Annotated in this window: 30 protein-coding genes and 1 tRNA gene; 21 read left to right on the top strand and 10 right to left on the bottom strand. The window is 62.1% G+C overall.

Annotated elements, in window-relative coordinates; all coding sequences use genetic code 11:
- Positions 1-2: 2 nt before the first annotated feature.
- The 4 genes from ABIB57_RS17960 to ABIB57_RS17945 are packed head-to-tail and all read left to right on the top strand — an operon-like array spanning position 3 to position 1580.
- A complete protein-coding gene (locus tag ABIB57_RS17960) occupies positions 3-434 on the top strand; it encodes a DUF3168 domain-containing protein (protein ID WP_354042561.1) in 432 nt (143 codons plus the stop codon).
- 44 nt (positions 435-478) lie between these two features.
- The gene (locus ABIB57_RS17955; RefSeq protein WP_354042560.1) at positions 479-925 is read left to right on the top strand and encodes a phage tail tube protein; all 447 of its coding nucleotides are present in this window, start codon (positions 479-481) and stop codon (positions 923-925) included.
- A complete protein-coding gene (locus ABIB57_RS17950) occupies positions 925-1311 on the top strand; it encodes a gene transfer agent family protein (RefSeq protein WP_354042559.1) in 387 nt (128 codons plus the stop codon). Before ABIB57_RS17955 ends, ABIB57_RS17950 begins: the two co-directional genes overlap by 1 nt.
- Positions 1312-1337: 26 nt before the next feature.
- Complete coding sequence (locus ABIB57_RS17945) at positions 1338-1580, top strand: hypothetical protein (RefSeq protein ID WP_354042558.1); 243 nt, start codon at positions 1338-1340, stop codon at positions 1578-1580.
- Here ABIB57_RS17945 and ABIB57_RS26855 read toward each other — a convergent pair.
- The gene (locus ABIB57_RS26855) at positions 1577-1798 is read right to left on the bottom strand and encodes a hypothetical protein (protein WP_502914430.1); all 222 of its coding nucleotides are present in this window, start codon (positions 1796-1798) and stop codon (positions 1577-1579) included. The two genes, ABIB57_RS17945 and ABIB57_RS26855, sit on opposite strands and share 4 nt — an antisense overlap.
- 82 nt (positions 1799-1880) lie before the next feature.
- Here ABIB57_RS26855 and ABIB57_RS17940 point away from each other — a divergent pair, with 82 nt between their 5' ends.
- The 10 genes from ABIB57_RS17940 (at position 1881) to ABIB57_RS17895 (ending at position 13228) form a co-directional block, all read left to right on the top strand.
- Positions 1881-4157 carry a tape measure protein gene (locus tag ABIB57_RS17940; protein WP_354042557.1) on the top strand — a complete coding sequence of 759 codons (2277 nt, stop codon included), beginning with the start codon at positions 1881-1883 and terminating at the stop codon, positions 4155-4157.
- A 4-nt stretch (positions 4158-4161) separates the two neighbouring features.
- Positions 4162-4770 (top strand): hypothetical protein, encoded by a 609-nt coding sequence (locus ABIB57_RS17935; protein WP_354042556.1) that lies wholly within the window; start codon positions 4162-4164, stop codon positions 4768-4770.
- Between the two features lie 6 nt (positions 4771-4776).
- Positions 4777-5460: a hypothetical protein gene (locus ABIB57_RS17930; protein ID WP_354042555.1), complete on the top strand. Its 684-nt coding sequence runs from the start codon at positions 4777-4779 to the stop codon at positions 5458-5460.
- Positions 5447-5902 carry a GNAT family N-acetyltransferase gene (locus ABIB57_RS17925; RefSeq protein ID WP_354042553.1) on the top strand — a complete coding sequence of 152 codons (456 nt, stop codon included), beginning with the start codon at positions 5447-5449 and terminating at the stop codon, positions 5900-5902. The genes ABIB57_RS17930 and ABIB57_RS17925 overlap by 14 nt, the downstream gene beginning before the upstream one ends.
- Positions 5903-5920: 18 nt before the next feature.
- Positions 5921-8371 (top strand): phage tail protein, encoded by a 2451-nt coding sequence (locus ABIB57_RS17920; RefSeq protein ID WP_354042552.1) that lies wholly within the window; start codon positions 5921-5923, stop codon positions 8369-8371.
- On the top strand, positions 8368-9210 hold the full coding sequence (locus ABIB57_RS17915; protein WP_354042551.1) for a hypothetical protein: 843 nt from the start codon (positions 8368-8370) through the stop codon (positions 9208-9210). Before ABIB57_RS17920 ends, ABIB57_RS17915 begins: the two co-directional genes overlap by 4 nt.
- Entirely contained in the window at positions 9207-10016 is an 810-nt protein-coding gene (locus tag ABIB57_RS17910; RefSeq protein WP_354042549.1) for a hypothetical protein, read from the top strand. The genes ABIB57_RS17915 and ABIB57_RS17910 overlap by 4 nt, the downstream gene beginning before the upstream one ends.
- A 124-nt stretch (positions 10017-10140) precedes the next feature.
- The gene (locus ABIB57_RS17905; RefSeq protein ID WP_354042548.1) at positions 10141-11985 is read left to right on the top strand and encodes a hypothetical protein; all 1845 of its coding nucleotides are present in this window, start codon (positions 10141-10143) and stop codon (positions 11983-11985) included.
- Between the two features lie 5 nt (positions 11986-11990).
- Positions 11991-12314 carry a hypothetical protein gene (locus tag ABIB57_RS17900; RefSeq protein WP_354042547.1) on the top strand — a complete coding sequence of 108 codons (324 nt, stop codon included), beginning with the start codon at positions 11991-11993 and terminating at the stop codon, positions 12312-12314.
- Between the two features lie 53 nt (positions 12315-12367).
- A complete protein-coding gene (locus tag ABIB57_RS17895) occupies positions 12368-13228 on the top strand; it encodes a class I SAM-dependent methyltransferase (protein WP_354042545.1) in 861 nt (286 codons plus the stop codon).
- Here ABIB57_RS17895 and ABIB57_RS17890 read toward each other — a convergent pair.
- Genes ABIB57_RS17890 through ABIB57_RS17880 form a run of 3 tightly spaced genes read right to left on the bottom strand, consistent with a single transcriptional unit; the run spans position 13225 to position 14187 of the window.
- A complete protein-coding gene (locus ABIB57_RS17890; protein ID WP_354042544.1) occupies positions 13225-13407 on the bottom strand; it encodes a hypothetical protein in 183 nt (60 codons plus the stop codon). The two genes, ABIB57_RS17895 and ABIB57_RS17890, sit on opposite strands and share 4 nt — an antisense overlap.
- Positions 13404-13880 (bottom strand): acyltransferase, encoded by a 477-nt coding sequence (locus ABIB57_RS17885; RefSeq protein ID WP_354042543.1) that lies wholly within the window; start codon positions 13878-13880, stop codon positions 13404-13406. The genes ABIB57_RS17890 and ABIB57_RS17885 overlap by 4 nt, the downstream gene beginning before the upstream one ends.
- Before the next feature lie 37 nt (positions 13881-13917).
- Positions 13918-14187 (bottom strand): hypothetical protein, encoded by a 270-nt coding sequence (locus ABIB57_RS17880; RefSeq protein WP_354042542.1) that lies wholly within the window; start codon positions 14185-14187, stop codon positions 13918-13920.
- Between ABIB57_RS17880 and ABIB57_RS17875 the strand changes: the two genes are divergently transcribed.
- Genes ABIB57_RS17875 through ABIB57_RS17860 form a run of 4 tightly spaced genes read left to right on the top strand, consistent with a single transcriptional unit; the run spans position 14186 to position 15939 of the window.
- The gene (locus tag ABIB57_RS17875; RefSeq protein WP_354042540.1) at positions 14186-14866 is read left to right on the top strand and encodes a lysozyme; all 681 of its coding nucleotides are present in this window, start codon (positions 14186-14188) and stop codon (positions 14864-14866) included. The genes ABIB57_RS17880 and ABIB57_RS17875 overlap by 2 nt on opposite strands.
- Positions 14863-15156: a hypothetical protein gene (locus tag ABIB57_RS17870; protein ID WP_354042539.1), complete on the top strand. Its 294-nt coding sequence runs from the start codon at positions 14863-14865 to the stop codon at positions 15154-15156. The genes ABIB57_RS17875 and ABIB57_RS17870 overlap by 4 nt, the downstream gene beginning before the upstream one ends.
- Complete coding sequence (locus ABIB57_RS17865; protein ID WP_354042538.1) at positions 15156-15611, top strand: hypothetical protein; 456 nt, start codon at positions 15156-15158, stop codon at positions 15609-15611. Before ABIB57_RS17870 ends, ABIB57_RS17865 begins: the two co-directional genes overlap by 1 nt.
- Positions 15598-15939: a hypothetical protein gene (locus ABIB57_RS17860; RefSeq protein ID WP_354042536.1), complete on the top strand. Its 342-nt coding sequence runs from the start codon at positions 15598-15600 to the stop codon at positions 15937-15939. Before ABIB57_RS17865 ends, ABIB57_RS17860 begins: the two co-directional genes overlap by 14 nt.
- A 530-nt stretch (positions 15940-16469) precedes the next feature.
- Here ABIB57_RS17860 and ABIB57_RS17855 read toward each other — a convergent pair.
- From ABIB57_RS17855 to ABIB57_RS17845, 3 genes are all read right to left on the bottom strand, one after another.
- Positions 16470-16546, bottom strand: a tRNA-Met gene (locus ABIB57_RS17855).
- A 101-nt stretch (positions 16547-16647) separates the two neighbouring features.
- A complete protein-coding gene (locus tag ABIB57_RS17850) occupies positions 16648-18102 on the bottom strand; it encodes a UdgX family uracil-DNA binding protein (protein WP_502914429.1) in 1455 nt (484 codons plus the stop codon).
- Positions 18102-19337 carry a putative DNA modification/repair radical SAM protein gene (locus ABIB57_RS17845; RefSeq protein ID WP_354042534.1) on the bottom strand — a complete coding sequence of 412 codons (1236 nt, stop codon included), beginning with the start codon at positions 19335-19337 and terminating at the stop codon, positions 18102-18104. Before ABIB57_RS17845 ends, ABIB57_RS17850 begins: the two co-directional genes overlap by 1 nt.
- Positions 19338-19707: 370 nt before the next feature.
- On the opposite strand from ABIB57_RS17845, the gene ABIB57_RS17840 reads away from it, so the two are divergent.
- Positions 19708-20658: a ring-cleaving dioxygenase gene (locus ABIB57_RS17840; protein ID WP_354042532.1), complete on the top strand. Its 951-nt coding sequence runs from the start codon at positions 19708-19710 to the stop codon at positions 20656-20658.
- A 136-nt stretch (positions 20659-20794) separates the two neighbouring features.
- Positions 20795-21751, top strand: coding sequence for a diguanylate cyclase domain-containing protein (locus ABIB57_RS17835; protein ID WP_354042531.1), 957 nt, complete (start codon positions 20795-20797; stop codon positions 21749-21751).
- Positions 21752-21814: 63 nt separating this feature from the next.
- On the opposite strand, the gene ABIB57_RS17830 is transcribed toward ABIB57_RS17835, so the two are convergent.
- On the bottom strand, positions 21815-24067 hold the full coding sequence (locus ABIB57_RS17830; protein ID WP_354042530.1) for a vWA domain-containing protein: 2253 nt from the start codon (positions 24065-24067) through the stop codon (positions 21815-21817).
- A complete protein-coding gene (locus ABIB57_RS17825; protein ID WP_299725064.1) occupies positions 24064-24618 on the bottom strand; it encodes an RNA polymerase sigma factor in 555 nt (184 codons plus the stop codon). The genes ABIB57_RS17830 and ABIB57_RS17825 overlap by 4 nt, the downstream gene beginning before the upstream one ends.
- 109 nt (positions 24619-24727) lie before the next feature.
- Between ABIB57_RS17825 and ABIB57_RS17820 the strand changes: the two genes are divergently transcribed.
- Positions 24728-24943 (top strand): hypothetical protein, encoded by a 216-nt coding sequence (locus ABIB57_RS17820; protein ID WP_354042527.1) that lies wholly within the window; start codon positions 24728-24730, stop codon positions 24941-24943.
- Between the two features lie 116 nt (positions 24944-25059).
- On the opposite strand, the gene mnmA is transcribed toward ABIB57_RS17820, so the two are convergent.
- Complete coding sequence (gene mnmA, locus ABIB57_RS17815) at positions 25060-26211, bottom strand: tRNA 2-thiouridine(34) synthase MnmA (RefSeq protein ID WP_354042525.1); 1152 nt, start codon at positions 26209-26211, stop codon at positions 25060-25062.
- Positions 26212-26245: the final 34 nt, after the last annotated feature.

Here is a 26245-nt window from a genome sequence, read left to right as displayed (position 1 = left end):
ACATGGACGCCAGCCTCGAACTTCTGACCGCGGCGATCGTGCTCCTCAAGGCTGATGCTGCTGTCGCGGCGCTTGTCGCCGACCGGATCTATGACCGGGTTCCCGAGCGCCAAGAAGGCGGCCCTGCCGTGCCATTCCCATACATTTCGGTCGGGCCCAGCACGTCGGTGCCCGATGACTTCGATTGCGTCGATGGCGAAGAGATCACGGTCCAGTTCGATATTTGGACGAATGGGCCTGACGAGGCTTACGGCTCGACCCAGTGCCGCAAGATTTCTGGCGCCGTCAAAAAGGCGCTCCACGACGTCGACCTGCCTTTGGCGGTCAATGCGTTGGTCTCGCTGCAATGCGAGATGGTGCGCATCATCGACGATCCCAATCCCGCCATTTCGCATGGCGTGGTGCAGTTCACCGCAACGGTGGAAATAGCCTGATCAACCCGGCCGCCATTGGGCGGCCATTTTCTTAGGAGGGCCGCATGGCCAAGCCTGTAACGACCAAAGGCGGCAAGGTCCGTGTGCTTCTCGGCAGCGGCTCTGGGCCGATCGTCTATGCTGCGCCGTGCGGCTTCACGTCGAAGTCGATCACCATCAGCAAGAACCTCGAGGAGGTCAGCATCCCCGACTGCGACGATCCCGATAAGGTCGACTGGATCGGCCGCGACGCCACCTCGCTCAGCATGTCGGTCACGGGCGAAGGCGTTCTGGCCCAGGCCAGCGTCGAAACGTGGATGGATGCCGTCGAAAGCGTGGACAGCGTGCCGGTGAAGATCGAGATGGAATTCCCCACCACCACATGGACCTGGACCGGCTATATGCAGGTCGAGAGCGCAGAGATGGGCGGCGCCAACGGCGGCCGAGTCACCAACAATGTCTCGATGCAGTCCGACGGCGAAATGGTCCGGACTTCGGCCGCGACCGTCTGATGGGGCGAGACGCATCCATCACCCTGCCTTGGGCAGACGGGGACTACAGATTCCGTTTGGCCTGGGGCGAATTGATCGAGCTGCAGGAGCAGTGCGACGCCGGCCCCATGGTGATCCTGCATCGGCTGATCGACGGCCAATGGAAGGTGCAGGACATCTCCCAGATCATGCGCCTGGGGCTGATCGGCGGCGGCACGGCGCCTGAAAAGGCACTGAAACTGATCCGCGATTATGTCGAGAGCCGGCCACCACTGGAAAACGTCATGATGGCTCGCGGCATTCTGGGCATTGCGTTGCAAGGAGCGCCCGATGAAGAACCGGGGGAAGTCGAGGGGGAGGCGAAGGACAAAAGCTCGATGACCTCCCCCACGGAAAATTCCGAATAGCCTCGATCTACGGGCAAGGCGCCGCAATGGGGTTCACGCCCCAGCAAGTCAACACCATGAGCATGTGGCAGTTCTTCTCGGCGCTGAACGGCTTCATCGCCGCGAACACGCCCAAGGAAGGCAACAAGCTCTCGACGAGTGAGGCCGACGAGCTGTTCGACTGGATCGATCGGGACGGTGGCGGGGCGCGAGTGCTGACGACCCAGACTTACTGGTGGGAAGACGACGATCCAGTACCCAATGGTCTGGTCACCTTCGCCACAAACTAATCCTCGAAGAAGTCTTCTTCCTGCCGACGCCTCGCCCTGGGCTTCCAACCACGTGGCGGATTCCGTTTAGTGACGGACCCGCACGAGGGGCAGCGATACTTGTTTGCCGCATTATTCATAGCGATCAAGATCCAGATGATGCCCCAAAGGCCACCCGTGAAAATTGTCAGCACCAGGTGGATCAAGTGATTAGTCGCGGGTTTCTCCGCGAGAACCATCCGATCGTCTTCGGGGCAATAGCGCCTCGATTGTTCTAAAGCCATCCGAGCCTCCAGCTTGGAGCGAAATCTGTAGGTCATTATGGCGACTGATGTCGAGCGTCTGGTTGTCTCCCTCGATGCGACCATCGTCAAATATGAGCGCGCCATGCAGCGGGCTCTTGGGCAGACCAATACGACCGCAAAACGCATTGAGGATCGGTTCGCGAAAACTCAGGTTAGGGTCGGCCAGAGCTTCATGAATGCGGGGGCGCTTATCGGCAAAGCGTTCGCAGGCGCCGCCGCCCTTCGCGGTGCGCAGCTATTAATCGACAGTTCAACTCGTGTACAAAACAGCCTGAAAGTGGCCGGGTTGGAGGGGGAAAGCCTCTCGAAAGTGTACGATAGCCTGTTTGCCAGCGCGCAACGAAATGCCGCTCCAATTGAGGCATTGGCCCAACTCTATGGGCGGGCGACGCTCTCGCAAAAAGACCTGAAAGCATCCTCCGCTGATCTGCTGAGGTTCACCGAGAACGTGTCAGTAGCGCTGCGCGTGAATGGCGCGTCAGCCGAGCAATCGTCAGGTGCGCTGCTGCAATTATCGCAGTTGCTCAGTTCAGGCACGGTGCGCGCCGAAGAATTCAACTCTGTCCAGGAGGGTGCTCTGCCAATCCTCCAAGCCGTCGCGGCTGGACTTAAGGAGGCCGGCGGCTCGGTTTCCAAACTGCGCGCCTTAGTGATCGACGGAAAACTATCCTCAGCAGCGTTCTTTGCCGCTTTTGAGGCTGGTTCCGGCATTTTGACGGAGAAGGTGGCCGGCGCTGAGCTAACAGTTTCGCAAGCGTTCATTCGGTTGCAGAACGTTCTGATAGATGCAGCAGGCAAATTCAACGATTCCACAGAGTCCGGACAGAGATTTGCTGGATTGCTCGACCTAGTCGGACGCAAGATCGAAGAGATCGCGAACAGCCCCTCGTTTGACAAGTTGCTGAGCGACTTCTTCGAAGAAGGGGCCAAGCGGTTCGCCGGCGATGCCCGCGACATCGAGCGCATCGCCGGCGCCATCGCCGCGGTGAAAGATGCGATGACTGACCTCAATGCGGAGGCCAACATCGCCGCTTCGCGAGCAGGCACAGCGCAAGAGGCTCTAGAAGGGTTTGCCCGTGCCAACGCCGGTGTTTTCTCATCGGAAGTGGCCGCGGCCTTTAACGACCTGATTTCGCAGTTGGCCGCCGGTCGCGGCAACGCTGAGACGGCAAAAGCCGCCATCATGGCTATGGGCACTGCCGACCCGAAGTTTGACCGCGTGATTGGCAACGTGTCGATTCTTGTCAACACGTTCATCGCCCTTCGAGACGCTGCTAATGACGCCCTGCTCGCCACCAATGGGGCTGCGCTTCCCAATACTCAGCCAACCTTCGCTGGTCAGGAAGGCAGGGGCGCCAAGAGGCTTCCCCCACCGACTGGCGGACAGAAATCAATTGAAGACTACCCCGTTGCGGGTGGCGCAAAAGGCAAGAAGACACCTGGTCAAAACTTTAAGGATGATCTCGACGAGCAGGCACGCCGCACGACTCAACTGCGTGAGGAGACCGCTGCACAGGCCGCACTCAACCCCTTGGTCAATGACTACGGGTTTGCGCTCACCAAGCTGCACACCCAGCAGCAGCTGGAAAACGATGCCACGAAGGCTGGGCTCGCCCTGACCCCAGACCGTAAGGCCGCTATCGCCGAGCTTGCGCTTGGATACGCTAATGCGACGGTCGAGGCGGCCAAGCTGGCCGAAGCCCAGGACAACGTAAAACAGTCCATGCAGGATTGGTTCGACACCGGCCGCAGCGCCGCGCGTGGCTTCATCGACGACCTCGTCGAGGGCAAGTCTGCGGCCGAGGCGCTGGGGAATGTATTCAACCAGCTCGGCAGTAAGCTGATCGATCTCGGCCTCAGCGGGCTGTTCGGTACTGGGCAGGGCTCCAGCCCGTTCGGATTGATCGGCAAGGCGCTGGGCTTCGCGGACGGCGGCTATACCGGCCCCGGTGGCAGGAACCAGCCTGCCGGCGTGGTGCACAAAGGGGAAGTGGTCTGGTCGCAGCGCGATGTCGCTCGGCATGGCGGAGCTGCTGCGGTCGATGCAATGCGTCGGCTACCGGGCTTTGCGGATGGCGGCGTTGTCGGGAAGATGCCAGCGTTGCCCAAGATGCCTACGATATCGACGGCAGGAGCCGGCGCGATGTCCTTTCCATTCGCCCCGGTTATCAGCATGCCGGGCGCGAACCCGGCAGCAATCGACCGCATGGCGGTGGTGCTGGCCAAGCAGCAATCCGAGTTCGAAGGCAGGGTGAAGCAGATCGTGCGCACCCAAGGCCGGAAGTGGAAGTGAGCTTATGGCCCTGACCGAACCGCTGGACCTGCTCACCGGGTTTCCGGGCTGGTCGACCGACTTCGCGCTGATGGCGCGCCAGGAGCAATCCCGGCATGCTTCCGGCCGCACGCGGGTGAAAGACTTTGGCCAGCCGATCTGGCGCGGCCAATGGCAGAGCAAGACCCTGTCATCGAATACGCTGGACGCTTTGCGGGCGCGCATCGAGCAAGCCATGATCAGCCAGATGACGTTCACGGCTTACCAGTCGAGCCGCTGCCGTCCGATCAAGCATCCCGGTGCCGGCCTGCTGCCCGCTGGCACGCTCAATGCCATCGGCGACGACGATCAGACCGTGCGTGTTGCAGGGCTGGCGGGGATCAGCCTCTCGATCGGCGACATGATGCGCATCGGCTCCAGCCTGTATCGCATGCAGGAGGCCGCCAGCGGCAATCCGACCGGCGTCTTCACAATCGCGCCCCACCTATGGCCGGGCACCGTCACAGGCCAGCCGGTGATTATCAGCAAACCCTGGTGCCTGATGACCATCGATCCCGGCTCGCTGTCCGCCTCGGCCGATCCCCGGACGGGGCGTGGCAGCATCTCGTTCAGCGCGACTGAATCGCGAGGATAGAATTCAATGAAATCCTATTCTGCCAACACCGTGACCGCCCTGGCGGCCCGGCGATTGCTGCCGCGCGACTTTCTCTGGATCGTGGCGCGAGACCGCGTGACCGGAGAAACTGTCAATGTCGGGTTTTGGTCGGACCTCGCCAATGTCAGTGCGCTCGTGATCGACCCCGAAACGGGCGCTGCGGTGTCTCGTGACTTCTATGGCTCTGGCTCGCTGATCCAGATCAGCGACATTCCCTCAATCGTCGGGGTGAGTGTCGAACGCGTCACCGTCACCATGTCGCAACTGCATGAGAAGGTCCAGGAGGCCATTCGCCTCTATGACTGCAAGCAGGCGCGCATCGAGGTTCACACCGGCCTGCTCGATCCCGATAGCCGCAAGCTGGTCGATCCGGCCGAGCCGATTTTTGTTGGCTTCATCGACCAGATCGAAATCCGCACGCCGACCGAGAACGAAGATGGCGCGGCCATCCTGACATGCGCCAGCGGCACCCAGGAGCTGCTGCGCTCCAACCCTGCCACCCGCAGCCATGCCGATCAGCAGGTTCGCGCGCCCGGTGATGACTTCTTCCGGGACGCGGCGGTATGCGGCGACTGGGATCACTATTGGGGCGCAGTCGGCCAGAACAAGGTCGAGACAGCTAAGCCCAAGGGCCTGTTCGGCTGGGGAGGTTTTCTTGGCATCTTCTGATGTGCGGCTGGCCAAGCCCGAAGATCGGATCCGCGTGATCTCACTCAGTTTCGATGCGCACTTAGCGGGCGAGTTGCCATGGACCTTCAGCGCGCCGCACGCCGATGCGCTATTCAGGCAGGCACTGGCAATGCCGGATCGGACCTGCATCGTCTTCGCTCCTGGCGGCAGCGTGCAGGGGTTCCTGCTCGCCTATGTGGCGCCGTCGCCGATGGCCGATATCTCATTTGCGCGCGACTTCGGCTGGTGGATCGACCCTAAACACCGCGGCCTCGCCGCTTCCGACATGCTCGATGCTTTCGAGGTGTGGGCAGACAGCCGCAATGCCACATTCGCCGGCATGGCCGCGATGGAAGCCAATCCCCGAGCCGGCCGCATTTATGAGCGGCGCGGCTACATCAAAACCGAGACGCACTACCTGAAGCGCCTCGCGAGCGCCTAGCCAAGAGGCTCCCGTCACATGCCAGTCTTCTCCTCAATCGGCGCTGCCATCTTCGGCGCCGGGACGTTCCTCGCTGGGCTGACGGCGGCCGGGCTTCAGGTGGCCACTGGCATCGCCTTCAGCCTACTCAGCAAGTCCATGCAGGGCGAGCCGGAGCCAGCCAAGTTTGGCGTCCAAGGCAAGCTGCAGGCGGGCGAGGACGTGCCGCGTTCGATCAACCTGGGCTGGAACTGCACCGCCGGCTCACTGGCCTGGCACGGCACCTTCGGCGCCGGCGGCACGATGTCGGCGCGCGTGATAGCGATCGGCGATCTGCCCGTCCGCGAACTGCTCTACCCAATCGTCGATGGCGTTGATTGCACCCTGCTAAAAGGCGAGGCCAATGCCAGCTATGGCTGGCCCGTCGCTGAGTATCGCAAGGGTGGCCGGGATTATCTCTGGTTCAAGTTCTATGACGGCACCCAGACTGCTGCCGATCCGCTGCTTGTCGCCACCTTTGGCAGCGATCCATCCCGGCCATATGGAGCCGCGCGTGTCGGCCGTGGCATTCCCTATGTGGTGGCGTTCGCTCGGGCGCCAGAGCGCAATGACGAGGGCGACAAGCCGCTGTTTCAGGGCATCCCGGACTTCAAGTTCGTTACTAACGGGGTGCGCTGGTACGACGTATCGAAGGACAGCACGGCCGGCGGCGCTGGCGCGCACCGGTGGGACAATCCTGCGACCTGGGGCGGCGATGGCGACTTCCTGCCGATTGTGCACCTCTACAATGTCCTTCGGGGCGTCCGGTACGCCGGGCAATGGCTGTACGGTATGCAGGGCACCACAGCCGCGCGCCTGCCGTCCGCATCGTGGATAGCTGGCATCGCGGCCGCGCGGGCCACGATCTCCGGTCCCGGCGGTATGGAGCCGACCTATCGCGCCGGCGGCGAAGTGCAGGTCGGCGCCCAGGTTGCGACGACGGTCGAGGCCCTGTTGACCGCGGCGAACGCGCGACTGGTCGAAAGCGGCAGCGCGTACAAGATATTCGTCGGCCCACCGGGTGCCCCGGTGATGGCCTTCACTGACGGCGATATTCTCTCCACCGAAGAACAGAGCTTCAGCCCGTTCCTCGGCCTCGCGGATACGGTGAATGGCGTCGATGCTACCTATCCGAACCCCGCCGAGGGTTGGAACGCCAAGAAGGCGCCGCCGCTGCTGCGCCCCGACCTTGAGCCGCTGGCGGGCAACCGCCGGCTGATGGCATCGGTCTCGCTTGACCTGGTGCCCTATGCCGGGCAGGCGCAGCGCCTGATGCTTTGGTCTCTGCTCGAGGCGCTGCGCGCGCGCCGGCACACGTTCGTGCTGGGGCCGGAGTTCCGCCAGATCGAGGCCGGCGACGTGGTGCGTTGGACCTCTGCGCGCAACGGCTATGTCGATAAGCTCTTCCGCGTTGACGGGCTGGTCTACAAATCCAACCTCGACGTGATCGTGGATCTGACCGAAGTTGACCCGTCCGACTATGCCTGGGATCAAGAGGCAGACTACACGCCCGTCATTGACGGCCCGCTACAACTGGTTGGGCCTAAGCCAATGCCCATGCAGGGCTGGCAGGTGTTCCCCGCTGTGGTGGTCGACGAAGACGGCGCGAGCAGGCGCCCAACGATCGAAGTGCGATCGGCTTCTGGCGTTCCGGGTGTCGAGCGCGTTCGCGTACAGGTACGGGTAGGCGCTGATGATGGTCCGCTGATATTCGACAGCGACTCCCAGCCCTATGCAGACCCTTGGCGCTGGATGCTGCAGGGGCAGTTTCCGCCGAATGTGCTCTGTTTTGTGCGCGGCATCTTCGTCGGGCCTCCGGCTGCAGAATGGAGTGGCTGGCTTGCCGTCACCACGCCGAACGTCAAGCTTGGCGCCAGCGATATCGCCCTCGACCTGTCCAATCTCGCGCAGGACGTTCTCAACCAGATGGGTATCAAGCCCCGCCAGTTGATCGAACAGTTCAAGCAGCTCGGCACATTGCTCGAGGAGGTCGACCGCGAGAACTACACCAAGCGGGAAACCCTGTTCCGCGAAATCACGGTGCAGCTCGAAGGGCTGGAGGCCAGCTTCACCGAGGTGATCGAGGTCGCCCTGGGGCCGGGCGGGGCGATCGCGCAGAAGCTGGAAAGCCTGTATGCGGCCATGGGTGGGAATGACGCTGCGGTCAACGTTCGCTGGAAGGTGGAAGCCGGCCCAGCCGGTTACTCGGCGCGATATGTCCTACAAGCTGCGGTCAATGACGGTGTTTTCCGGGCGGCGACGTTCTTCCTCGATGTGCCGATTGATCCGCTACAGCCCACGCGGATCGGCATGATGGCTGGCCAGGTGGTCAACTATACGTCGGCCGGCGTGCCGATCGTCATGCTGGACGAAAACGGGGTGCAGCAATCGACGAACGGGGCCGTGATGATCAATTGGGTCACAGGCGCAGTAAGGATTGCAACGTCATGAGCGACGACGTGCTGATGTTTGACCCCATCACCGCGCGCATCGCGCTCTACACCGAGCCGACGCTGGCGGGCGATCCGTTCGACCCGAACTCGGCGCGCAATGCGCCGTTGAACAGTCCTGCGGCTAACCTGCCGAGCCTCTACTACCACTCTGATTACGACCCGATGGAGGTCGCGGTCGGACCGACCGACGTGCTGATCACCCACACGGCGATCCCGGCCGGTTCCGGCGCGCCGGATGCCGCCACGATCAACAGCCAACTGGTCTATGGGGGATACACGCAAGATCGCTCCCTGCTGGCTCACGGCTTGCCTTACGTCCCGGACTTTCTCGTGGTGGTGGGCACACAGACGCTGCATCCGGGCTACCCGGTGCAGTACAACGCCTTGGACGGCCGTGCCCGATGCGTCACAGCTTATGCGACGGCGACCGAGATCAGGATTTATGAGACCGGCATCCAGACCTCGAGCGTTCTGGCGGCGGTCAATGTCACCTACACGGTCATCGTCCTGAAGCGACCGCCGGCGCCAGTCGGCAGTGTGCTGTTCGAGTTCGACCCGGTCACCGGGATCACCACCATGGCACGGGGTAAGTTCAGCTCCAACCGACGCTACCTGCAGATCGTCGCCGGGGGCTCGCCGTTCGGCTTCCCGCTTGGCCGGACGATCGATCTCGCCAACGGCACGTTCCGCTCGGTGCAGCCCGATGGGACGATCCGCGACGTGGTGCCGGCAGCCTTCAAGTTATCGTTCGGATTTGGCGGGCCGAACTTCGGGCCGGCGGGCAACTACAATGGATCGTTTACAGGCGATCCACAAATTCAGGTGCAGGCGCCGTGAACGGCTTCAGCATCGAGGGTGGTCGCATCGTCATCGACTATGGCTCCCGCCGCGTAGCGACCACGGGCGGCACCCTGCTGCAGTTCCTGACCGGGGCGCAGTCGTTCAGCACCAGCATCGGCTTTCCCGACGCCAATAAGGTGCCACTCTATCAGTGGCTCGGGACCATTCAGCGCGCGGTCGGCGATAACTTCCTCGCGCATCGGGAGGCTCGGCCTCTGGTTGGCGCCAGGCCGCAGGAATGGGGCAACACCATTATATTGGGGGCGGCGCCCGCCGGTGCCGATCTCTTCATCGGGCAGGCCACGCTGGTCCGGACTGCTGCGCCCTCGCACACCTGGCTTGGAACGCCGATCGCTCCAGTGATCCCACAAGGCGTGGCCATTCAGCTGACGGGATCGATGCTGGTGGAAATGACAGTCGGCATCACGCGGGGGCTCACGGTCGATATCGTTGGCGGCAACCTGGTCGCCTTGCTGCAACATTCCGTGGGGCCAGCGGCGGGGAATTTCACCACGTCTGGTGAAGTGCCGCTGGACTATCCGTCGGTGTCCAGCTCGCCGGGCAACCTACACCAGGGGGCCGAGAACAATGCGCCAAGCGGGGCGGCGATTCCGGTTTGGTGGAGCAGTCTGGTTCAGGGCACTCAATCGTTCAGCGGCAGCATCAGCGGCGGCCCGAATGCCCGCGCCTATGCCAATGCCTCGCGGTATGGCGGTTCGGCGCAGGTCGGTTATTCCGACCCCACCAATTACGCGTCCACCTACTCGCTGGTGGTCAACGGCCGCTTCGGGCGGCGCAGTTAGTTTCCTCTTTTCAGCAGGTTCCCTCATGACCCTTCCGACTTGGTACGACACCGGGACAGCCTCGGTGGCGAACGGCTCCGCGACCGTGACGGGCGCCGGCACGCTATGGGGCAGTGATGCCATCATGGCCGGCGATCTGTTCTGCGACCTGGCGCAGCCCCTTGTGCCGCCGCAGCGCGTTGCCAGCGTTGAAGCCAACGGGACCTTGACGCTCGCTGCCCCATGGCCGGGAACTGCGCTCACTGCCGATGCCTACGAGATCCGCTATGTCGGCATTATCGAGCGCAGCACGGCTCAAACAAGGCTCGTGCTCGAACAGCTCGGACAGGTGAGTGCATACTTCGATATCCAGGTCGATGATACCGCTGCTCGGCTCGCGCTCGAAAGCGCAGATAACCCGCTGCGGTCAAACTACCGCGTGCTGGTTTCCAATATTGGCGACGGCAGCTCGGCGATCTATTCCAAAGCATCCGGCGCTTATGGAAACTGGACGGACCCGGCACCGTATTCAGGGCCAAAAGGCGACGAAGGCGATCCAGGTCCCCAGGGTAGCCGCGGCTTAACCTGGCGGGGGAACTATAATCCCGTCACCACTTATGCAGTAGATGATGGCGTTCAGGATAATGGTTCGTCCTGGCGCGCTCTGATCCCGAGCACCGGCAACGCGCCCCCCACTCTCCCCACAATCAGCAATGCCTGGTGGCAACTCGTCGCGCGCAAGGGGACGGACGGCACGGGAACCGGCGATGTGGTGGGGCCAGCCGTCGCGGTAGATGGGCGGCTTGCCGCTGCAGATGGCACCACCGGCAAGCTGATCAAGTTTCTGACCACTGCGCAGGCCACAGCGGCACTGGACGCTATGGTGGGGGATGCTGGATCGGGTGGAACGAAGGGGTTGGTTCCGGCGCCCGCTGCGGGGGAAGCGGCGGCGCTCAAGTTCCTTAGGGCGGACGGCACATGGGCTGCCATATCCCTTGCAGAACTCGAATTGACTGTCTCCCAGCTCGCCCTGCAGGTGGCGGATAACGCAAATTTGGCGCTATTTCTCGGCCCTGCAGGCAACCGAGTGGCCGACACGTTCGATGCTCTTACATATGTCGATGTCGCCGGTGCGACCAACCTCGATACCAGCGCCACTGGGCTGCTGAAAGCCACTGCCAGCCAGTCGCAAATAGCACAGGCAACAGGCACCGCCATCGGCGATATGACGTTCCAGGGGGGGCTTGCTGGCGCTTTTAATAGTGTCACCGCCGACGCGTATACGGCTTCAGCGCGCGGACCATCGAGCAGTGGTCGCGGCCATTTGGGCAAGGACTGGGGTTCTGGGAACACGCGTACCTTGACGGGCTTTAAGGTTTGGTCTCCCACCAATGTTGTTGGGTTTGAGGCCGTCGGAGCTACGGTCACCATCAGGCTCAAGGGCTCTAATTCGGCCCCGACCGCGTGGGATGGCAGTGGTTATGGCGGCACTATCCTATATACGACTGCTTCAGTTGCTGCCGCTGTGGGTTCAAATACACTTCATTCCATCCTGACAGGAGTGACCCCCGGAGCCTATCGCTATAACTGGATTGAAGTAATCTCTGGCGGTGCCAATGAGGCCTATGTGGCAGAGGCGCAGTTTTTCGACTCCAGCGCCCCTAACAATCTAACTGTTCGATCTGCCAGTTTTACTGCTGCTAGCGTTCCGACCAAGATGAAAGCATTGATCCGCGTCAGAGAAGTTGACGCGGCTGCTGCGGGAACCGATTACACGCTTGAATGCAGCCGCGATGGCGGCACGACCTGGTCGACGATGACGCTGACGGAGCTATTCACCTCGCCGTCGCCCACAGCAGGCATTCGCGTGGTGGAGGCGGCCGAAACCAGCGTCTCCAGCCAGCCCTCCGGCACGGCCCCGCGCTGGCGCTTCAAGACCCTAAACAACAAGAACGTCGAGTTGCATGACGTTTACATTTATTGGAGCTGACGATCATGGCCGACGGATATCTGCGCGACCCCCAGACCCTGGCGATCAACCCATCTCTCGCGATTAAAGCGGAGTGCCGCCGGCGCATCCTCGGCATCATGTCCGAGGACGAGCAGCGCAACACCCTGGCCACCGGTCAAGCGGCGATGATGGAATACGGCACAGATCCGGCCGCTTGGCCGCCACAGTTGCAGCAGCGTCAGGGCGTCGCCATGGCTGCCTGGGTTGAGATCGAGCGGCTGCGGTCTCGGTCAAACGAGATCGAGGCCATGGAGCCGCTGCCGCCCGATGTCAGTGATGCTGCGCTTTGGGCCGTCGAGGGCGGCTAGAACCCCAGACAAGCAGTCTTGAAATCAAGTCCGACGCCTCATAGTTTGAGCCCATGCAAAACCTCATTGACAGCCTCGCAGGCGACCTTGAAGCGGCACAAGCCGTGAAGTCCTCCCACTGGAAATACCACGCAGAAAAAGGCGATGGCTTCGGGGTGCTTAAGCAGTCCGGAGGGATGGCGGGGGCGTGGCATTGGGCGGCTCAGCGGGGATTGTATTTCGGCCAACGGGACATTTTCTCGACCGAGGAATACAACCAAATGCGCGACTGGTGCCAAGCGCAGGGCCGGGTACTGAACCAAAACAGCCTGCTCCACGTCTTCGCAATCCGATTTTTGCATCAACGCCTGTCACCGGTGCCGATAACCTGCGTGGTTGGGGACGGACAGGCAAACTTTGCGGGCCTCTGGCTGCGAATGTCCTTGCCGACACAGAAACTCATCTCGATCAACTTGCCAGAGGTTCTTATTGCCGACGTTTCGCCACTCGTGCGGTCTGGTGTGGTCAGCGCTGAACAAATGGCCGTTGCCAAGACACGCGATGAATTGGACGCGGCCCTGCGGAACGATGCGATTCAGCTGGTAATGGTCTCGGCCAACCGGGCGGAAATTGTAAAGGATGCAGGCATCGGACTTTTCGTGAACATCGCGTCGTTTCAGGAGATGACGCAGCAAATCGTGGACCAATATTTTGAGATCGTAAAGTCTAACCGGGCTTGGCTGTATTGCTGCAACCGGGAAGAAAAGACGCTCTACGGCGGCGAGCGGATCGAGTTTAAAAATTACGCCTGGGGTGACGGAGCCCAAGACGTGTTCGAGGAATGCCCTTGGTATACGTCCTACTATAGCTCGCGACCGCCGTTCTTGGCGAAATTCGACGGCAAGACACTGCACGCCTTGGTCAAATACGCCTAATCCCGAACAAAAAGCTTTGGCTTGCGCGTGATGGTAATCAGGTGGTGGTCATCGCCCACCAAGCCAACCGCTATCGCTAAGAAAGCGCCGCCCACGACAACGAGACTGCCGCCTACGAGCATAATAGCACCGCCAACCAAGGCGAAGGGCGCGGCCAGAACCGACTTTAAAATGGTCATTGTGCTTCGTCCTCGATGTCCAGAATACGGATCAGTTGGCCTGGATTGCCCGCATAAAGAGCCCCGGCCGGTATGTTGCCTGTAACCACGCTGCCAGCGCCGATGACGGCGTTTTCGCCAATGTCGCACGGACCGACCACGATTGCGCCACTAGCGACCCACGCGCCGTAGCGGATGATGATGTCGCGCCCTTCGGTCGGTATGTTGCGATGCCGCCCCTGTCGGCTTTTCCTCATCGGGTGCTTTCCGGTTAGCAGCATCACGCCATGACCCAAGAACGCATCATCATCAATCGTCACAGTCCCTGACCGCAGGTTTATGATCGCATCGACCAACTGTACGTTTCGACCTATTTTCAGCCGTCCCGCGTCGCCCCAGATCAATGGGGTTCGTGCGAGGTAAGGGCGCAGGTGTTTCGCAAGGCCACCCAACAAGCGGTCCTTGTAGACTGAGAGACGGAAGAATTTATGCATTCGTCCCTTTAAGCAGATTTCGCCCCGGCCAGTCCACTCAATCCAGCAGTCCGAGCGCCACCCGGGCGATCTCCTGCCGCTCCGCCTCGGTATATTTCCCGTCCAGATGCCGGATCAAATTGAACCGAGCCCCCCGCTTGGCATAGGCCTCGTCTGACAGGTTGCCCCTGTTCAACGTGTGCCAGGTCTCGATCGCCTCTTTCAGAAAATCGGCTTCGTCCTCGTAGACCAGTATGAGCCGTCCAGCCACGTCATCACCTCGCTGATTGAGCGAGGACAACGCACCAACATCAATGGAGTTACCCATGACTCGCACAGTCAACGCGGAGACGCTTGCGCTTGCCAAACAGTGGGAGGGATTCCGCGCAACCGCGTACCCCGATCCCGGATCTCGCGACGGAACGCCCTGGACGATCGGGTATGGCCAAACGGTCATCGCCGGCCGCGCTGTGCGCAAGGGCGATACGATCAAGGAGCCGGAAGCCGAAAGGCTACTGATTATGCGGCTCCGCGAAACCGCCGCAAAAGTGGAAGCCCTCATCAAGGTGCCAGTGACGGATAACCAGTTCGGCGCGCTGGTACTTTTCGCCGACAACGTTGGGATGGGCGGGCAGAAGCCCGGCTTTTCCAACTCGACGCTGCTCAAGAAACTGAACGCAGGCGACTATGCCGCTGTGCCTGCCCAGCTCGCTCGCTGGAACAAGAATGATGGCAAGGTCATGGACGGCCTGGTGAACCGCCGAGCCGCCGAAGCGGGCCTTTGGGCCAAGGGCGCATTTGTGTCGACCAGCACCGTCGACGCCACTGCCCAGGCGCCGAAGTGGGCAACCCCCGAAACCATCGCGGCCGGCGGCGGGCTGCTGACTGGCGCTGCTGGTATCGCCAGCGGCAACGGCCCGGTTCAGTGGGCCTTGGGCGTCGTGTTCGTCATTGCCGCGCTGGTGATCGCCTTCACCTTCGTCTCCAAGAGGGTGAACCCGAAATGATGGACTGGGTTTGGAATTTCGCCTTCGGCATCGTCCCGGCCTGGGTGTGGGTCATCATCGCCGGGCTGTTGCTCGGGTGGGCATGGAAAACCTTCGGGTGGCAGGGGATAGCCGGGGCAGGGCTGGCCATCCTGACACTGGGCGCCTACCGGCAAGGCTGGCGCGACCATGGCGCTGGCAAGCCTCCTGCGGTCCCCATCGAGGACTACGAGGAGCACCTTGCGCCACCTCCGCGGCGCAAGCGCAACCCATGGTCCATCCAAGACATCCTTCGGGGAAGGAACGAGTGATGCTGTACCGCGAAGCCTCGCAGGCCGGACCGGGCCTATGGATACGCATCCAGCACCGGTTCGGCCCGCGCATGACCGAATGGATGCTGGCCACCGTCACCGCCCTATGGGGCGCCGTGCTGGTGATGAACCCCAATATATTCGACCAGCCGGCATGGTCGGGTTTCCGCGCCATCTTCCGTGATGAGGCGGTCGTCGGCTGGATCATGGTCGGCCTGGGCTTCCTTCGGATCGGGGGTCTGATCGTCAACGGCGCCCGCAAGAACGTAACGCCGTGGATCCGCTCAGTATCGGCGAGCCTGGGCTGCTGCCTCTTCGTCGGCATCACCTATTGCTATTGGCAGTCCGGCATCGTCTCGACGTGGTTGGCCATATACCCGGTATTCGCTGTGGTGGAGCTTCTGAACGTCTATCGCGCCGCCCACGACGCCGGAGAAAGCCATGCTCCCCACTGATTTGCCGCCCGTCGCACTGATAGCCTTGGGCGTCACCCTGGCGATAATATTTGCCATCAATCGATTTGGTTTCATGCAGGGCAGGGCGGGCGCTCCAGCCGCAAGCGCGGGCGCTGCACAGGTTGCCGCGGTTATTGTCGACCCTACGGCCCTGAACCATGCCACGGCCGCTGTAGAAGGCCTGACGATGGCGGTGACAGAAAGCAACGTCATTGCCCGCCAGCATGCCCGCGCCACCGATCGGCTTGCCGAGCAGGTGGAGAGCCTGGGGGAGGGCGTGGACCGACTGCGGGACGAGGTGATCCGCTCGGCGGCGAAAATGAAGTGAATTCATGCTGCGTTAAGGCGCACGTCGACATTGTTAGCGCACCCCGTCGGTTGTTATCACACCCTTCCCACGGACGCCCTCAGTCGCTCGAGCGGCTGGGGGCTATTTTTGCGTTGAGGAGATGCCCTATTTCCCGGTGTAGCAGGCCAGTTCCATATCGTTGCGGAACTCGGTAACCGACTTGGCCTTGTTCGACTCCACGGACATTTGCGGCCGTCCGTAAGCTTCCTTGACGCCGGTGTGGCAGTCTCGGCGGCTGCGTGTCCGACGAAGCTGAACATCACGACGGCGGCAAATACTATTCTCATACGATCCTCCCCAAGTTTGGGGGCCACTGTTGCGCATGCCGGCGGACCTAGCAAGCTCCTGCTCCGCCCAAAAATGTTGCGTTTCATGTCGCGTCGACTCGCCCTGCCCTGTTCAGACTGAGTGAAAATGCGTGGAATTTCAACGCAACATGAATGCGACATGGCCACCCTACTTGCGAAGGGTGGCCACTGTATAAGCCGCTGATTTACATCAGTAATTTTTGGTAGCGAAGCCCAGATTTGAACTGGGGACACACGGATTATGATTCCGCTGCTCTAACCAACTGAGCTACTCCGCTCCAGGAACCTGTTTCGGCAAGCCGAACGGTCGAGCGCCTAGAGTGCGCGCCGACTTCTTAAATTTGTGATGCAGCACTGTCAAGCGCAAGGCGTGGCCTGTTCAATTGTTTAAGGTATGCCAGTGATCACGCACGAGGGCTAGGTCCTGCTCAAATTTTGCCTGCTCCGCAGCAGCCAGGTTTCGATCCGGGATGCGCAGCAGGTAGGAGGGGTGGTTGGTGACGAACAGGACTGTGCCATCGTCCATGGCGATCGGCACGCCGCGCAGCTTGGATATTGTCGCGGCCTTGCCCAGAAGGCTGGTTGCGGCTGTGGCGCCGAGGGCCACGATCACCTTGGGTTTGACGAAGGCCCGCTCCAGATTAAGCCAGAATTTACAGGCAGTTACCTCCCCTGCGTCCGGGCGCTGGTGAATGCGCCTCTTGCCGCGCGGCTCGAATTTGAAGTGTTTGACGGCGTTGGTGACGTAGACACGGGAGCGGTCGATACCGACTTTCTCCACCGCCGCATCGAACACTTTACCGGCCGGGCCGATGAAGGGTTTGCCGGCCAGATCCTCCTGGTCGCCCGGCTGTTCGCCGACGAACATAATGTCGGCATTCTCGGGGCCTTCGCCAAACACCGCCTGCGTGGCGTGCTCATACAGTGGACAGCGCTGGCAGCCTTGCACTGCGGCACGGGCGTCGGCGAGATTGGAGATTTCGGATTGCGCTTCTGTATCAATAACTTGCCGCTCAGCGCGTTTGAGGTGGTGCGATGGAGGCTGGCTGGCTGTGCGTTCGATCATGGCTTGCTCCGCTTGTCTGGCGCCCCGGATCAGAGGGGTAATGAGCACGGCTTCGGGCAGGTTGCGCCAGTATTTGACCGCCATTTCCGATTTCATCATCGCCACCTTGAGACGGGCGGGGTTGAAGATGGAGGCGAAGTAGGTTTTCCAATCCTCCTCGACGGCATCATCGGGCGGCACATCCGCCTTGGTGCCACCGTCGCCGAAGGCCAGGGATTCGCCATCCCAATAGGCGGAACGATAGGGGGTGACGATGGCCCACATCATACCGGTGAAGCGGCGCTCGAAAAATGGCGCAGTCATTTCAAGCACATAGTGATCAGGCTCGAACCAGGCGGCGAACCGTTCGAGGCCTGAATCATCGACAATCGACTTGAACCGAATGAAGGCTTTCATCTTGTGGCTTTCGCGCCGGACGGCACTTTCCATCCGGGTCAGCCGGACGATATCGGGGTGCGAGGCGACCTCGATAATGCCGCGGTCGGCTTGCAGCTGCCAAAGCAGACGGTAAAGCAGGTCAAATCGCTCTGGATCGGAGTGACATACTGCAGTGCGTGCCAGCGCCATGAAGGCTGGCGGGACGGCGCCGACGGGGTGATTTTTAGCAGCATGCTGGATTTCTTGTTCGGTCTGCTCGAACAGGCCGGGCTCGGACTTCGGATCGCGCCAGATCACCGCTTCGGGCGGCACCCCTCCACGCAACAATTCACGCGCCTGGCCACGCCATTCGTCAAAATCGTTCAGCGATTGCAGGATGACGGTTCGCATCAGAACAGGCTCAACTGTTCCGGCTGCGGTTCGAGCTTGGAGCGCAGTTTGTGATCGTCGGTCAACCCGCCCGGCGTCCAATCGACGGTTTCAACGAAGGGACGGACTTTATCGATGGAACCGGCGATGCGCGCCAGGTCGTCTAGCCGCAGACTGTGATGACGGCGCGTGGCGATGATGCGCTCGACGCTGCGCGTGCCGAGGCCCGGAACGCGCAGCAGCATCTCCCTGTCGGCGCGGTTGATGTTGACAGGAAACTTGTGGCGCTGCGTCAGCGCCCAGGCCAATTTTGGATCGATGGCGAGATCGAGCAGACCGTCGCTGCCACCGGAAACAATTTCGGGCACGTCGAAGCCGTAGAAGCGGATCAGCCAGTCGGCTTGGTAGAGGCGATGTTCGCGCATCAGCGGCGGCGGCTTGAGCGGCAGGCGGGCGCTGCTGTCGGGGATGGGCGAAAACGCCGAATAGTAGACGCGGCGCAGCTTGTAGCCAGAATAGAGGCCTGCGGCCCGGGTCAGGACCGCATTGTCGTCGGCCTTGTCGGCTCCGACGATCATCTGCGTCGATTGGCCGGCGGGTGCGAACTTGGCGGGCTGCGCCTTGGCCTTTTTGTCCGGCTTGGCCTCGACCAGCTTGCCGCGGATATTGGCCATGGCGGTGCGGATTTCACCGGGGCGTTTTTCCGGCGCGAAGGTTTCGAGCCCCACATCGGTGGGCATTTCGATATTGGTGGAGAGCCGGTCGGCCCAGCGGCCGGCTTCCGCAAGGATCTCCGGGGCGGCGTTGGGAATGACCTTGAGATGGATATAGCCGCCAAAGGCGTGGTCCTGCCGCAGGCTGCGGGCGACGCGGACGAGTTCCTCCATCGTATAATCGGGCGAGCGGATGATGCCCGAGGACAGGAACAGGCCCTCGATATAGTTGCGCTTGTAGAAATCCAGCGTCAGCCGGACCACTTCCTCGACGCTGAAGCGGGCGCGCTCGACATTGGAGGACGAGCGATTGACGCAATAGACGCAATCGTAAACGCAGAAATTGGTCAGCAGGATTTTGAGCAACGAAATGCAGCGCCCGTCCGGCGCGTAGGAGTGGCAGATGCCGCTGCCCTCGGTCGAACCGATGCCACCGCTCTGGCGGCTATCGCGCTTCTCCGTGCCGCTCGAAGCGCAGGACGCATCGTATTTCGCGGCATCAGACAGCACGGCCAGTTTCCGGCGAAGCGTGAGGGCGGCCATGGCAGTTCCTGGTTTGTTCGCTATAGTCATAGCGCGAGTCAACGCCGCCCGCATTGCAAAATGACACGTGTCGGCGGATTGTGATGAGGAAGACTCCAAAGTTGCCGAAACCACGAATGTCACCCCGGCGAAAGCGGGCACATCTTGAGATCGTGCTGCATGCCGCTAGACCATGTGACTATCACCGCCAACTTGCGGCCTCGGCCGGCGCCGGGGTGACCGCGAGTCTTTGGAAGCACCCGCGATAGCAACCACGAGCGCGAGCGTTCAGCAATCAGCAACAGCTCGTTGCAATTAGCCTGCTTCTGCTACCGGCGCCGTTACCCTACATCTTGGGCAACGAAGCCAAGCGCCAATTCAGGAGACCGACATGACCTTGCAACTCTCAGGCATCCATCACCTCACCGCCGTCACCGCTGATGCCCCCAGGAACCTCAAATTTTATACCCAGACCTTGGGCATGCGGCTCATCAAGAAGACGGTGAACCAGGACCAGACCGAGGCCTATCACCTGTTCTATGGCGATGGCGTTGCCTCGCCGGGCGCCGACCTGACCTTTTTCGATTTCGACGCTGCCCGCGAAAAACGCGGCAACCACACCGTCAGCCGCACCGGCCTGCGCGTCGATAGCGAGGACACCCTGACTTGGTGGAAGAACCACCTGCAGAGCAACAATGTGGGCACCAGCGCCATCAAGGAGCGGGTCGGCCATCTGTCGCTCGACTTCGAGGATTTCGAGGGCCAGCGCTTCCGTATGGTCACCGATGGGGTCAATACGGTCATTCCCTGGGCCAAGTCCCCGGTGCCGGCTGACAAGCAGATCATTGGCCTCGGTCCGATTACCCTGGCGGTGCCGGCTCTGGAGCGCACCGAGGCGGTGCTGACCCAGGTGATGAACATGCGCAAGGTGCGCACCTATCCGGCAACCAGCACACTGGGTGAAACCCATGTGTTCGAGATGGGCGAAGGCGGCCCCGGTGCCGAGGTCCATGTTGTGGTCGATCCTACCCAGCCGGCCGCACGCCCGGGTGCTGGCGGGGTGCATCACGTCGCCTTCCGCACGCCGGACCAGGATAGCCTGCGCCAGTGGATCGCGCGTGTCGGCCAGGCCGGACTGCGCTCGAGCGGGGAGGTCGAACGGTTCTATTTCACCTCGCTCTACTTCCGCGAGCCCAATGGCATCCTGTTCGAAATCGCCACCGACGTCCCCGGCTTCGCGGCCGACGAGCCGATGGAGAGCCTGGGTGAAAAGCTGTCGCTGCCGCCGTTTTTGGAGAGCAGGCGCGCCAGCATCGAGGCTAACCTCAAGCCGCTCGACTAGACTGCTGGAAAAGATCGTTGCAAACTGTGGCCGTCGGGAAACTCCCGGCGGCCAATTGCCGTTCTTTCACCGATAATTAGCGTTTCCGGCCGGTAGATCGATGTTTCCGCCGGTTGGTCCAAGAAGTTTTCAGCCTATGCCAAACGACGATCAGATCTCCCCGCAAGTTTTGTCGGACATGCTGATGCGCATGTTCGAGTTCGCCCCCGTGGCGATGACCATCACCACCAGCGACCGCACCAATTCGCGCTATGTCAGGGTAAACGACGCCTATCTGAAGCTGACCGGGCTCAAATGGGACGATATCCGTGACCGGGAACTGACCACGTCGGGAGCCGCCATCAACAGTCCGGCCCGCGACGAGCGCCGGCGGCTGCTCGATGTGGAGGGCGCCTATCAGTCCCAGGAAGTCGACATCAAGCGGGCCGACGGCACGGTCATTCCAACCCTGATCTCGGCGCAGCGCACCGAGGTGGGCGACCGCTCCTATGACATCGAGATCCTGATCGACATCTCCGCGCGGGCCAGCCTGCAGCGCGAACTCGACCAGGCCCTCATCAAGGCGGCACGCACCGACGCGCTGACCGGCCTGCCGAACCGCTCCGCCTATGACGACTATATCGCTGGCTGCATCGCCCAGGAGGACCATTCGAGGACGGCGCTGATGCTGGCCTTCATCGACCTCAACAGCTTCAAGCGCATCAACGACACGTTGGGCCATGCCATTGGCGACAAGGTGCTCCAGACCGTGGCTCAACGCCTGCGGGACGGCTGCCGCGCCGGCGATTTCGTGGCGCGGCTGGGTGGGGACGAGTTCATCGTCGTGCTGCCTATTCCCCAGGAAAACCTGGCGGCGGCATTTCCGGCGTTTCAGCGCATGATGGAAGCCGTCTTCACGCCGATGGACCTGGAAGGGCGGCGCCTGAACATCGGCGCCGCTATCGGCACGGCATGCCTCGACATCAAGACCGATACGGCCGAGACCCTGCTCAACCGCGCCGACCAGTGCATGTATGAGGCCAAATCAACAGGCGGCATGCTCCACATCGTGGTGGACGATTTCCTGCGTTCGCTGCGTCGGCCTGACAAGTAACGCGAAGGCCCCCGGTTCGAACCGAGGGCCTGTTGATGTTTGCGACGGGCGGCTGGCCTAGGCTTATGGGGCGGCTGGTGTATTCGGCTTGGCCTGCGTGGCCGTATCGGGCTTCAGCAGCGACGCCGTCTTGATGAGCCCCATGAATTCGGCACGATAGCCGCTCGTGTCGGCACCACGGCCGGTCTGGGCCAGCATGGCGATATCGCTCCAGCTCATCGCACCACCGTAATTGGAGCCCTTGAGCTTCTGCCCGAAGGCGGCCACGGCGGCGGCGAACTTCATGTCGGGGCTGACCGCATCGATATTGCCATAGACCACGCTGGGCGTGACCGGCACTTCGAGCAACTGGCTGACATCCTCGTTCGGCAGCTTGTAACGCATCTTGAGGAAGGCAAGTTCGGTGGGGGCATTGGTGGTCGCCACCGCCGCCGGGTCTGCGGCCGGCTTGGTGTCGTAGCGCAGCGGATCGACCAGATTGGCGTCCGAGCCGGCCGGGGTGATCTCGTAGATCGCGGTGACGGTGTGGCCGGCGCCGATATCGCCGGCGTCGACCGCGTCGTTGTTGAAATCCTCGCGGTTGAGGGCGCGGGTTTCGTAGCCGATCAGGCGGTATTCGGAGACCATGGCCGGATTGAATTCGACCTGGATTTTGACGTCCTTGGCGATCATGTCCAGCGTCGAGCCGCCCTCCTCCACCAGCACCTTCTGGGCTTCGCGGAAGTTATCGATATAGGCCGCATTGCCATTGCCGTTCTGGGCCAGCGCCTGCATCGTCGCGTCATCGAGATTGCCGCGCCCGAAGCCAAGTACCGAGAGGGTGACGCCCTTATCGCGCTTGGATTTGATGAAGGTTTCGAGATCATCGGGGTTGTCGATGCCGACGTTGAAATCGCCGTCGGTGGCCAGGATCACCCGGTTGGTGCCATCGGCCACCTTGGCCTGTTCGGCCAGCTTGTAGGCGAGCTCGATGCCTTCGGCGCCGGCCGTGCTGCCGCCCGCCGCCAGGTTATCCAGCGCCGCCAGAATCTTGGCCTTGTCGTCGGCCTTGGTCGGCTCCAGCACCACGCCGGCCGAACCCGCATACGCCACGATCGAGACCGTATCCTTGGCCGAAAGCTGGTCGACCAGAAGGGCGAAGGCGCGCTTTAGCAGCGGCAGCTTGTTGGGTTCGTCCATCGAGCCGGAGGTGTCGATGAGGAAGACGAGGTTACTCGGCTTGTCCTCGCCCGCGGGCGGCACATAGCCCTTGATGCCGATATGGAGCAGCTGTGTCTTGGGGTTCCAGGGGGTGGGGAACACCGCCATGGTGGGCTTGAACGGCACCGCGGCGCTATCGGCCGGGGCGTAGTCGTAGGGGAAATAGTTGATCAGCTCTTCAAGCCGCACGGCGTCGGGCTCGGGCACGTAGCCGTCGTCCAGCACGGAGCGGACATAGGAATAGCTGGCGGTATCGACATCGATCGAGAAGGTCGAAACCGGCTCGCTCGCCACCACCTTGAGGCGCGATTCATCGAATTGGGTGAACTCGTCGCCGCTCGGTTCGGTCGCCGAGCTCATCGGCGCGGGCACGGCGTAGAAATCGCCCTCTGGCGCGATGATGCCTGCACTCGGGGCGGCCCGGGTCTGTAGCCGGCTGGTCGCCGCACTCTCGATTGGGGCTGGTGGCGGCGGCGCCATGGCGCTCTCATTGGCCAGCATATCGGCCGCTGCGGGCGCGGCAGCGCTGTCCTGGGCCAACGGCTCAGGCTGGGGTTGGACCGTAGGCGACTGTGCCGGCTTTGCCGGCTCTACTTGCGGAACTACCGGCGCGGCGACGACCGGATCAGCGCCCTTGCTGGGCTCGCTCTCGTCCTTGGTGGCTGGCGTCGGCGCCGCCGGATCAGTCTCGGCAGCCAACGGCGGGCGCAGATCAAGGTTGGGATTGACCGGCATCGTGGTCGGCGGCGGGGTCACTTTGGGCGGCACTACGCCTTGCGCCGTCGTATCGACCGGCACGCGGTCGGCCGGGCTCATCGATGTCGAATTGTAGAGCTGGTAGCCGAGCGGCAGCAGCAGCAGAGCAATCGCGGCGGTGCCGATGGGGAGACGCATGTCCATGATCGATTTCCCTTTCAAGGAAGTGATGATGGAACTGAGACGGCTGGGCCGGCGAACTCCTTGGGGTGCGGTTGCATTATTTTTTGCGGTTTCGGTTTTAGCGGCTTCGAAGGCCATCATGCTGGCCGCCAGCGCGCGTTTTTTCGCGGCGTCGGACGCGGCCGGTGCCTGGATGTCCTTCAGCGATTTGAAGCCGTCATTCATGTCATCGCTCATAACAAACCCCTCAGGGTCTTTTTCGCCTCGTGAATGTGCCAGGAGACGGTGGCTTCCTTGCAGCCCATGATTTCGCCCGCCGCCGCATGGCTCAGCTCTTCGGCATAAACCAAGAGGACCGCATCGCGCTGCTGTTCCGGCAGGCGGCGCACCGCGTCCCAGAGCTGGCGACTGGTGGCCGCCTCTTCCTGGTCGGGCGGCGTGTCCTCGGGGCTCACTTCCGCCAGCGCGTCATTGCCCCGATTGGCCCGGCCGCGCGCCCGCTGCATGTCGCGCACAGCGTTCAGCGTGATCCGGTAGAGCCAGCTTCCGAACGCCGAACGGCCGTCGAAACTCTTGATGACGCTGCCAAGTTTAACGCAGACGTCCTGGGCTATGTCTTCGGCGTCACTGCGGTGGCCGCTCCATTTATAGGCCGTGCGGTAGATCAGGTCATAATGGGCCTCGATCAAGGCGGCGAAGGCCTCGCTGTCGCCCTTTTGCGCACGCGCCACCAGCGCCCGAACCTGTGTCGCGGCGTCGGCGATCGGTGGTGCGGCGGACAGTCCCATCACCTCGGCATACACTCTGCTGGCCTTAACTTGGCGTCCCTTATAGTGCTAAGACGCCATGGCTCACCCATTCCTTGGGTGCATTCCAAAGAATTATTGAGGCACTGCCATGAGCCCCCTGAACAGCAATCGCCTCGTCCTGCTGATTTTCATCGTGCTGGGGATCATCACCATCGGCGCCACGCTGGTGTCGAACTTCGGCATGTGGGGCTATTACGACCGGACGGAGGCACAGGAACACATCGCGCCGGAAGATGCGATCCCGCTGCCCAAGCCGATGCCGGGGCAGGAAGTGCCGGCGGCGGCGCCTGTGGCAACGCCCTAAACTAATCCGACCCGCTGCCCTTCCCGCGGACCTGATCCGCTGCCCTTTGTCAGCATGGCGCAAATGGCGAGTGGCCCGCGGGAAGGACAGTGGGTGTGGAAAGCGCGTGAGCCAGTCTAAGCCGCGAACACCTGTGGCACGGCTTCGGCAATAAATCCGCCGCCCCAGACTTCGGATGTACCACTGTCATCGGCGTAGAACACGCAGGCCTGGCCGGGGGAGATGCCGTATTCGCCCGAGACCAGCGTGACGAACACGTCGCCGTCGCGCTGCTGGATCACGGCGGGCTGCGGACCACGGGTGGAGCGCACCTTGACCTCCAGCGGTGCGCCATTGCCGGAGGATAGTTCCGCCAGCGGCGTGCCGCCCAGCCAGTTCACATCGCGCAGGCGCACGGTGTGGGTCTTGAGCGCCTCGCGCGGGCCGACGATGACGCGGCCGGTCTTGTGCTCGAGCTTGATGACGTAGAGCGGCTCGGCGGCCGCCACGCCCAGGCCCTTGCGCTGGCCGATGGTGTAATTGACGATGCCTTCATGGGTGCCGAGCACGCGGCCATCCAGATGCACGATCTCGCCGGTTGCCACCGCCTCGGGATGCATCTTGCGGATGATGTCGGCATACTTGCCCTGAGGCACGAAGCAGATGTCCTGGCTGTCGTGCTTTTCGGCGATTTCAAGGCCCATTTCACGCGCCAGTTCGCGCACTTCGGCCTTGCCCATGCCGCCCAGCGGGAAGCGCAGGTAATCGAGTTGCGGCTGTGTGGTGGCGAACAGGAAATAGGTCTGGTCGCGCTCGGCATCGACCGGTCGGAACAGTTGGCGACGACCGTCCTCGCCAAGCTTGGATTGCACGTAGTGGCCGGTGGCCAGCGCGTCGGCGCCAAGGTCCTGTGCCACGGCCATCAGGTCGACGAACTTGACCGACTGATTGCACGCAATGCACGGCACCGGGGTTTCGCCCTGCTGATACGCATTGGCGAAGGGCTGCATCACGGCCTTCTTGAAGCGCTCTTCATAGTCAAGCACGTAGTGGGGAATGCCCAAAGTGGCGGCGACGCGGCGCGCGTCGTGGATGTCCTGCCCGGCGCAGCAGGCGCCCTTGCGGAACGTGGCTTCGCCATGATCGTAAAGCTGGAGCGTCACCCCCACCACGTCATAGCCCTGGCGGGCGAGCAGGCCCGCGACGACCGAGGAATCCACGCCCCCCGACATCGCGACGACGACGCGCGTGTCTTCGGGACGCTTGGCAATATCAAGCGAGTTCAACATTTTCCTATATGTATCCGGTTGGGTTCAAGGGCCA

Source organism: Devosia sp. UYZn731 (assembly GCF_040546795.1).
In the GTDB taxonomy this organism is placed as follows: Bacteria; Pseudomonadota; Alphaproteobacteria; order Rhizobiales; family Devosiaceae; genus Devosia.
This window is presented reverse-complemented; position numbering and strand designations above follow the sequence as displayed.

What these genes read in the sequence shown, in the direction of transcription:
- ABIB57_RS17875 (WP_354042540.1), top strand. Translation starts at nt 14,186, where the DNA reads ATGACTCGCACAGTCAACGCGGAGACGCTTGCGCTTGCCAAACAGTGG.
- ABIB57_RS17820 (WP_354042527.1), top strand. Translation starts at nt 24,728, where the DNA reads ATGAGCCCCCTGAACAGCAATCGCCTCGTCCTGCTGATTTTCATCGTG.
- ABIB57_RS17940 (WP_354042557.1), top strand. Translation starts at nt 1,881, where the DNA reads ATGGCGACTGATGTCGAGCGTCTGGTTGTCTCCCTCGATGCGACCATC.
- ABIB57_RS17885 (WP_354042543.1), bottom strand. Translation starts at nt 13,880, where the DNA reads ATGCATAAATTCTTCCGTCTCTCAGTCTACAAGGACCGCTTGTTGGGT.
- ABIB57_RS17930 (WP_354042555.1), top strand. Translation starts at nt 4,777, where the DNA reads ATGAAATCCTATTCTGCCAACACCGTGACCGCCCTGGCGGCCCGGCGA.
- ABIB57_RS17960 (WP_354042561.1), top strand. Translation starts at nt 3, where the DNA reads ATGGACGCCAGCCTCGAACTTCTGACCGCGGCGATCGTGCTCCTCAAG.
- ABIB57_RS17830 (WP_354042530.1), bottom strand. Translation starts at nt 24,067, where the DNA reads ATGAGCGATGACATGAATGACGGCTTCAAATCGCTGAAGGACATCCAG.
- ABIB57_RS26855 (WP_502914430.1), bottom strand. Translation starts at nt 1,798, where the DNA reads ATGGTTCTCGCGGAGAAACCCGCGACTAATCACTTGATCCACCTGGTG.
- ABIB57_RS17825 (WP_299725064.1), bottom strand. Translation starts at nt 24,618, where the DNA reads ATGGGACTGTCCGCCGCACCACCGATCGCCGACGCCGCGACACAGGTT.
- ABIB57_RS17840 (WP_354042532.1), top strand. Translation starts at nt 19,708, where the DNA reads ATGACCTTGCAACTCTCAGGCATCCATCACCTCACCGCCGTCACCGCT.
- ABIB57_RS17920 (WP_354042552.1), top strand. Translation starts at nt 5,921, where the DNA reads ATGCCAGTCTTCTCCTCAATCGGCGCTGCCATCTTCGGCGCCGGGACG.
- ABIB57_RS17890 (WP_354042544.1), bottom strand. Translation starts at nt 13,407, where the DNA reads ATGACCATTTTAAAGTCGGTTCTGGCCGCGCCCTTCGCCTTGGTTGGC.
- ABIB57_RS17870 (WP_354042539.1), top strand. Translation starts at nt 14,863, where the DNA reads ATGATGGACTGGGTTTGGAATTTCGCCTTCGGCATCGTCCCGGCCTGG.
- ABIB57_RS17900 (WP_354042547.1), top strand. Translation starts at nt 11,991, where the DNA reads ATGGCCGACGGATATCTGCGCGACCCCCAGACCCTGGCGATCAACCCA.
- ABIB57_RS17950 (WP_354042559.1), top strand. Translation starts at nt 925, where the DNA reads ATGGGGCGAGACGCATCCATCACCCTGCCTTGGGCAGACGGGGACTAC.
- ABIB57_RS17850 (WP_502914429.1), bottom strand. Translation starts at nt 18,102, where the DNA reads ATGCGAACCGTCATCCTGCAATCGCTGAACGATTTTGACGAATGGCGT.
- ABIB57_RS17955 (WP_354042560.1), top strand. Translation starts at nt 479, where the DNA reads ATGGCCAAGCCTGTAACGACCAAAGGCGGCAAGGTCCGTGTGCTTCTC.
- ABIB57_RS17835 (WP_354042531.1), top strand. Translation starts at nt 20,795, where the DNA reads ATGCCAAACGACGATCAGATCTCCCCGCAAGTTTTGTCGGACATGCTG.
- ABIB57_RS17880 (WP_354042542.1), bottom strand. Translation starts at nt 14,187, where the DNA reads ATGGGTAACTCCATTGATGTTGGTGCGTTGTCCTCGCTCAATCAGCGA.
- ABIB57_RS17845 (WP_354042534.1), bottom strand. Translation starts at nt 19,337, where the DNA reads ATGGCCGCCCTCACGCTTCGCCGGAAACTGGCCGTGCTGTCTGATGCC.
- ABIB57_RS17905 (WP_354042548.1), top strand. Translation starts at nt 10,141, where the DNA reads ATGGCCGGCGATCTGTTCTGCGACCTGGCGCAGCCCCTTGTGCCGCCG.
- ABIB57_RS17895 (WP_354042545.1), top strand. Translation starts at nt 12,368, where the DNA reads ATGCAAAACCTCATTGACAGCCTCGCAGGCGACCTTGAAGCGGCACAA.
- ABIB57_RS17945 (WP_354042558.1), top strand. Translation starts at nt 1,338, where the DNA reads ATGGGGTTCACGCCCCAGCAAGTCAACACCATGAGCATGTGGCAGTTC.
- ABIB57_RS17935 (WP_354042556.1), top strand. Translation starts at nt 4,162, where the DNA reads ATGGCCCTGACCGAACCGCTGGACCTGCTCACCGGGTTTCCGGGCTGG.
- ABIB57_RS17865 (WP_354042538.1), top strand. Translation starts at nt 15,156, where the DNA reads ATGCTGTACCGCGAAGCCTCGCAGGCCGGACCGGGCCTATGGATACGC.
- ABIB57_RS17915 (WP_354042551.1), top strand. Translation starts at nt 8,368, where the DNA reads ATGAGCGACGACGTGCTGATGTTTGACCCCATCACCGCGCGCATCGCG.
- mnmA (WP_354042525.1), bottom strand. Translation starts at nt 26,211, where the DNA reads ATGTTGAACTCGCTTGATATTGCCAAGCGTCCCGAAGACACGCGCGTC.
- ABIB57_RS17860 (WP_354042536.1), top strand. Translation starts at nt 15,598, where the DNA reads ATGCTCCCCACTGATTTGCCGCCCGTCGCACTGATAGCCTTGGGCGTC.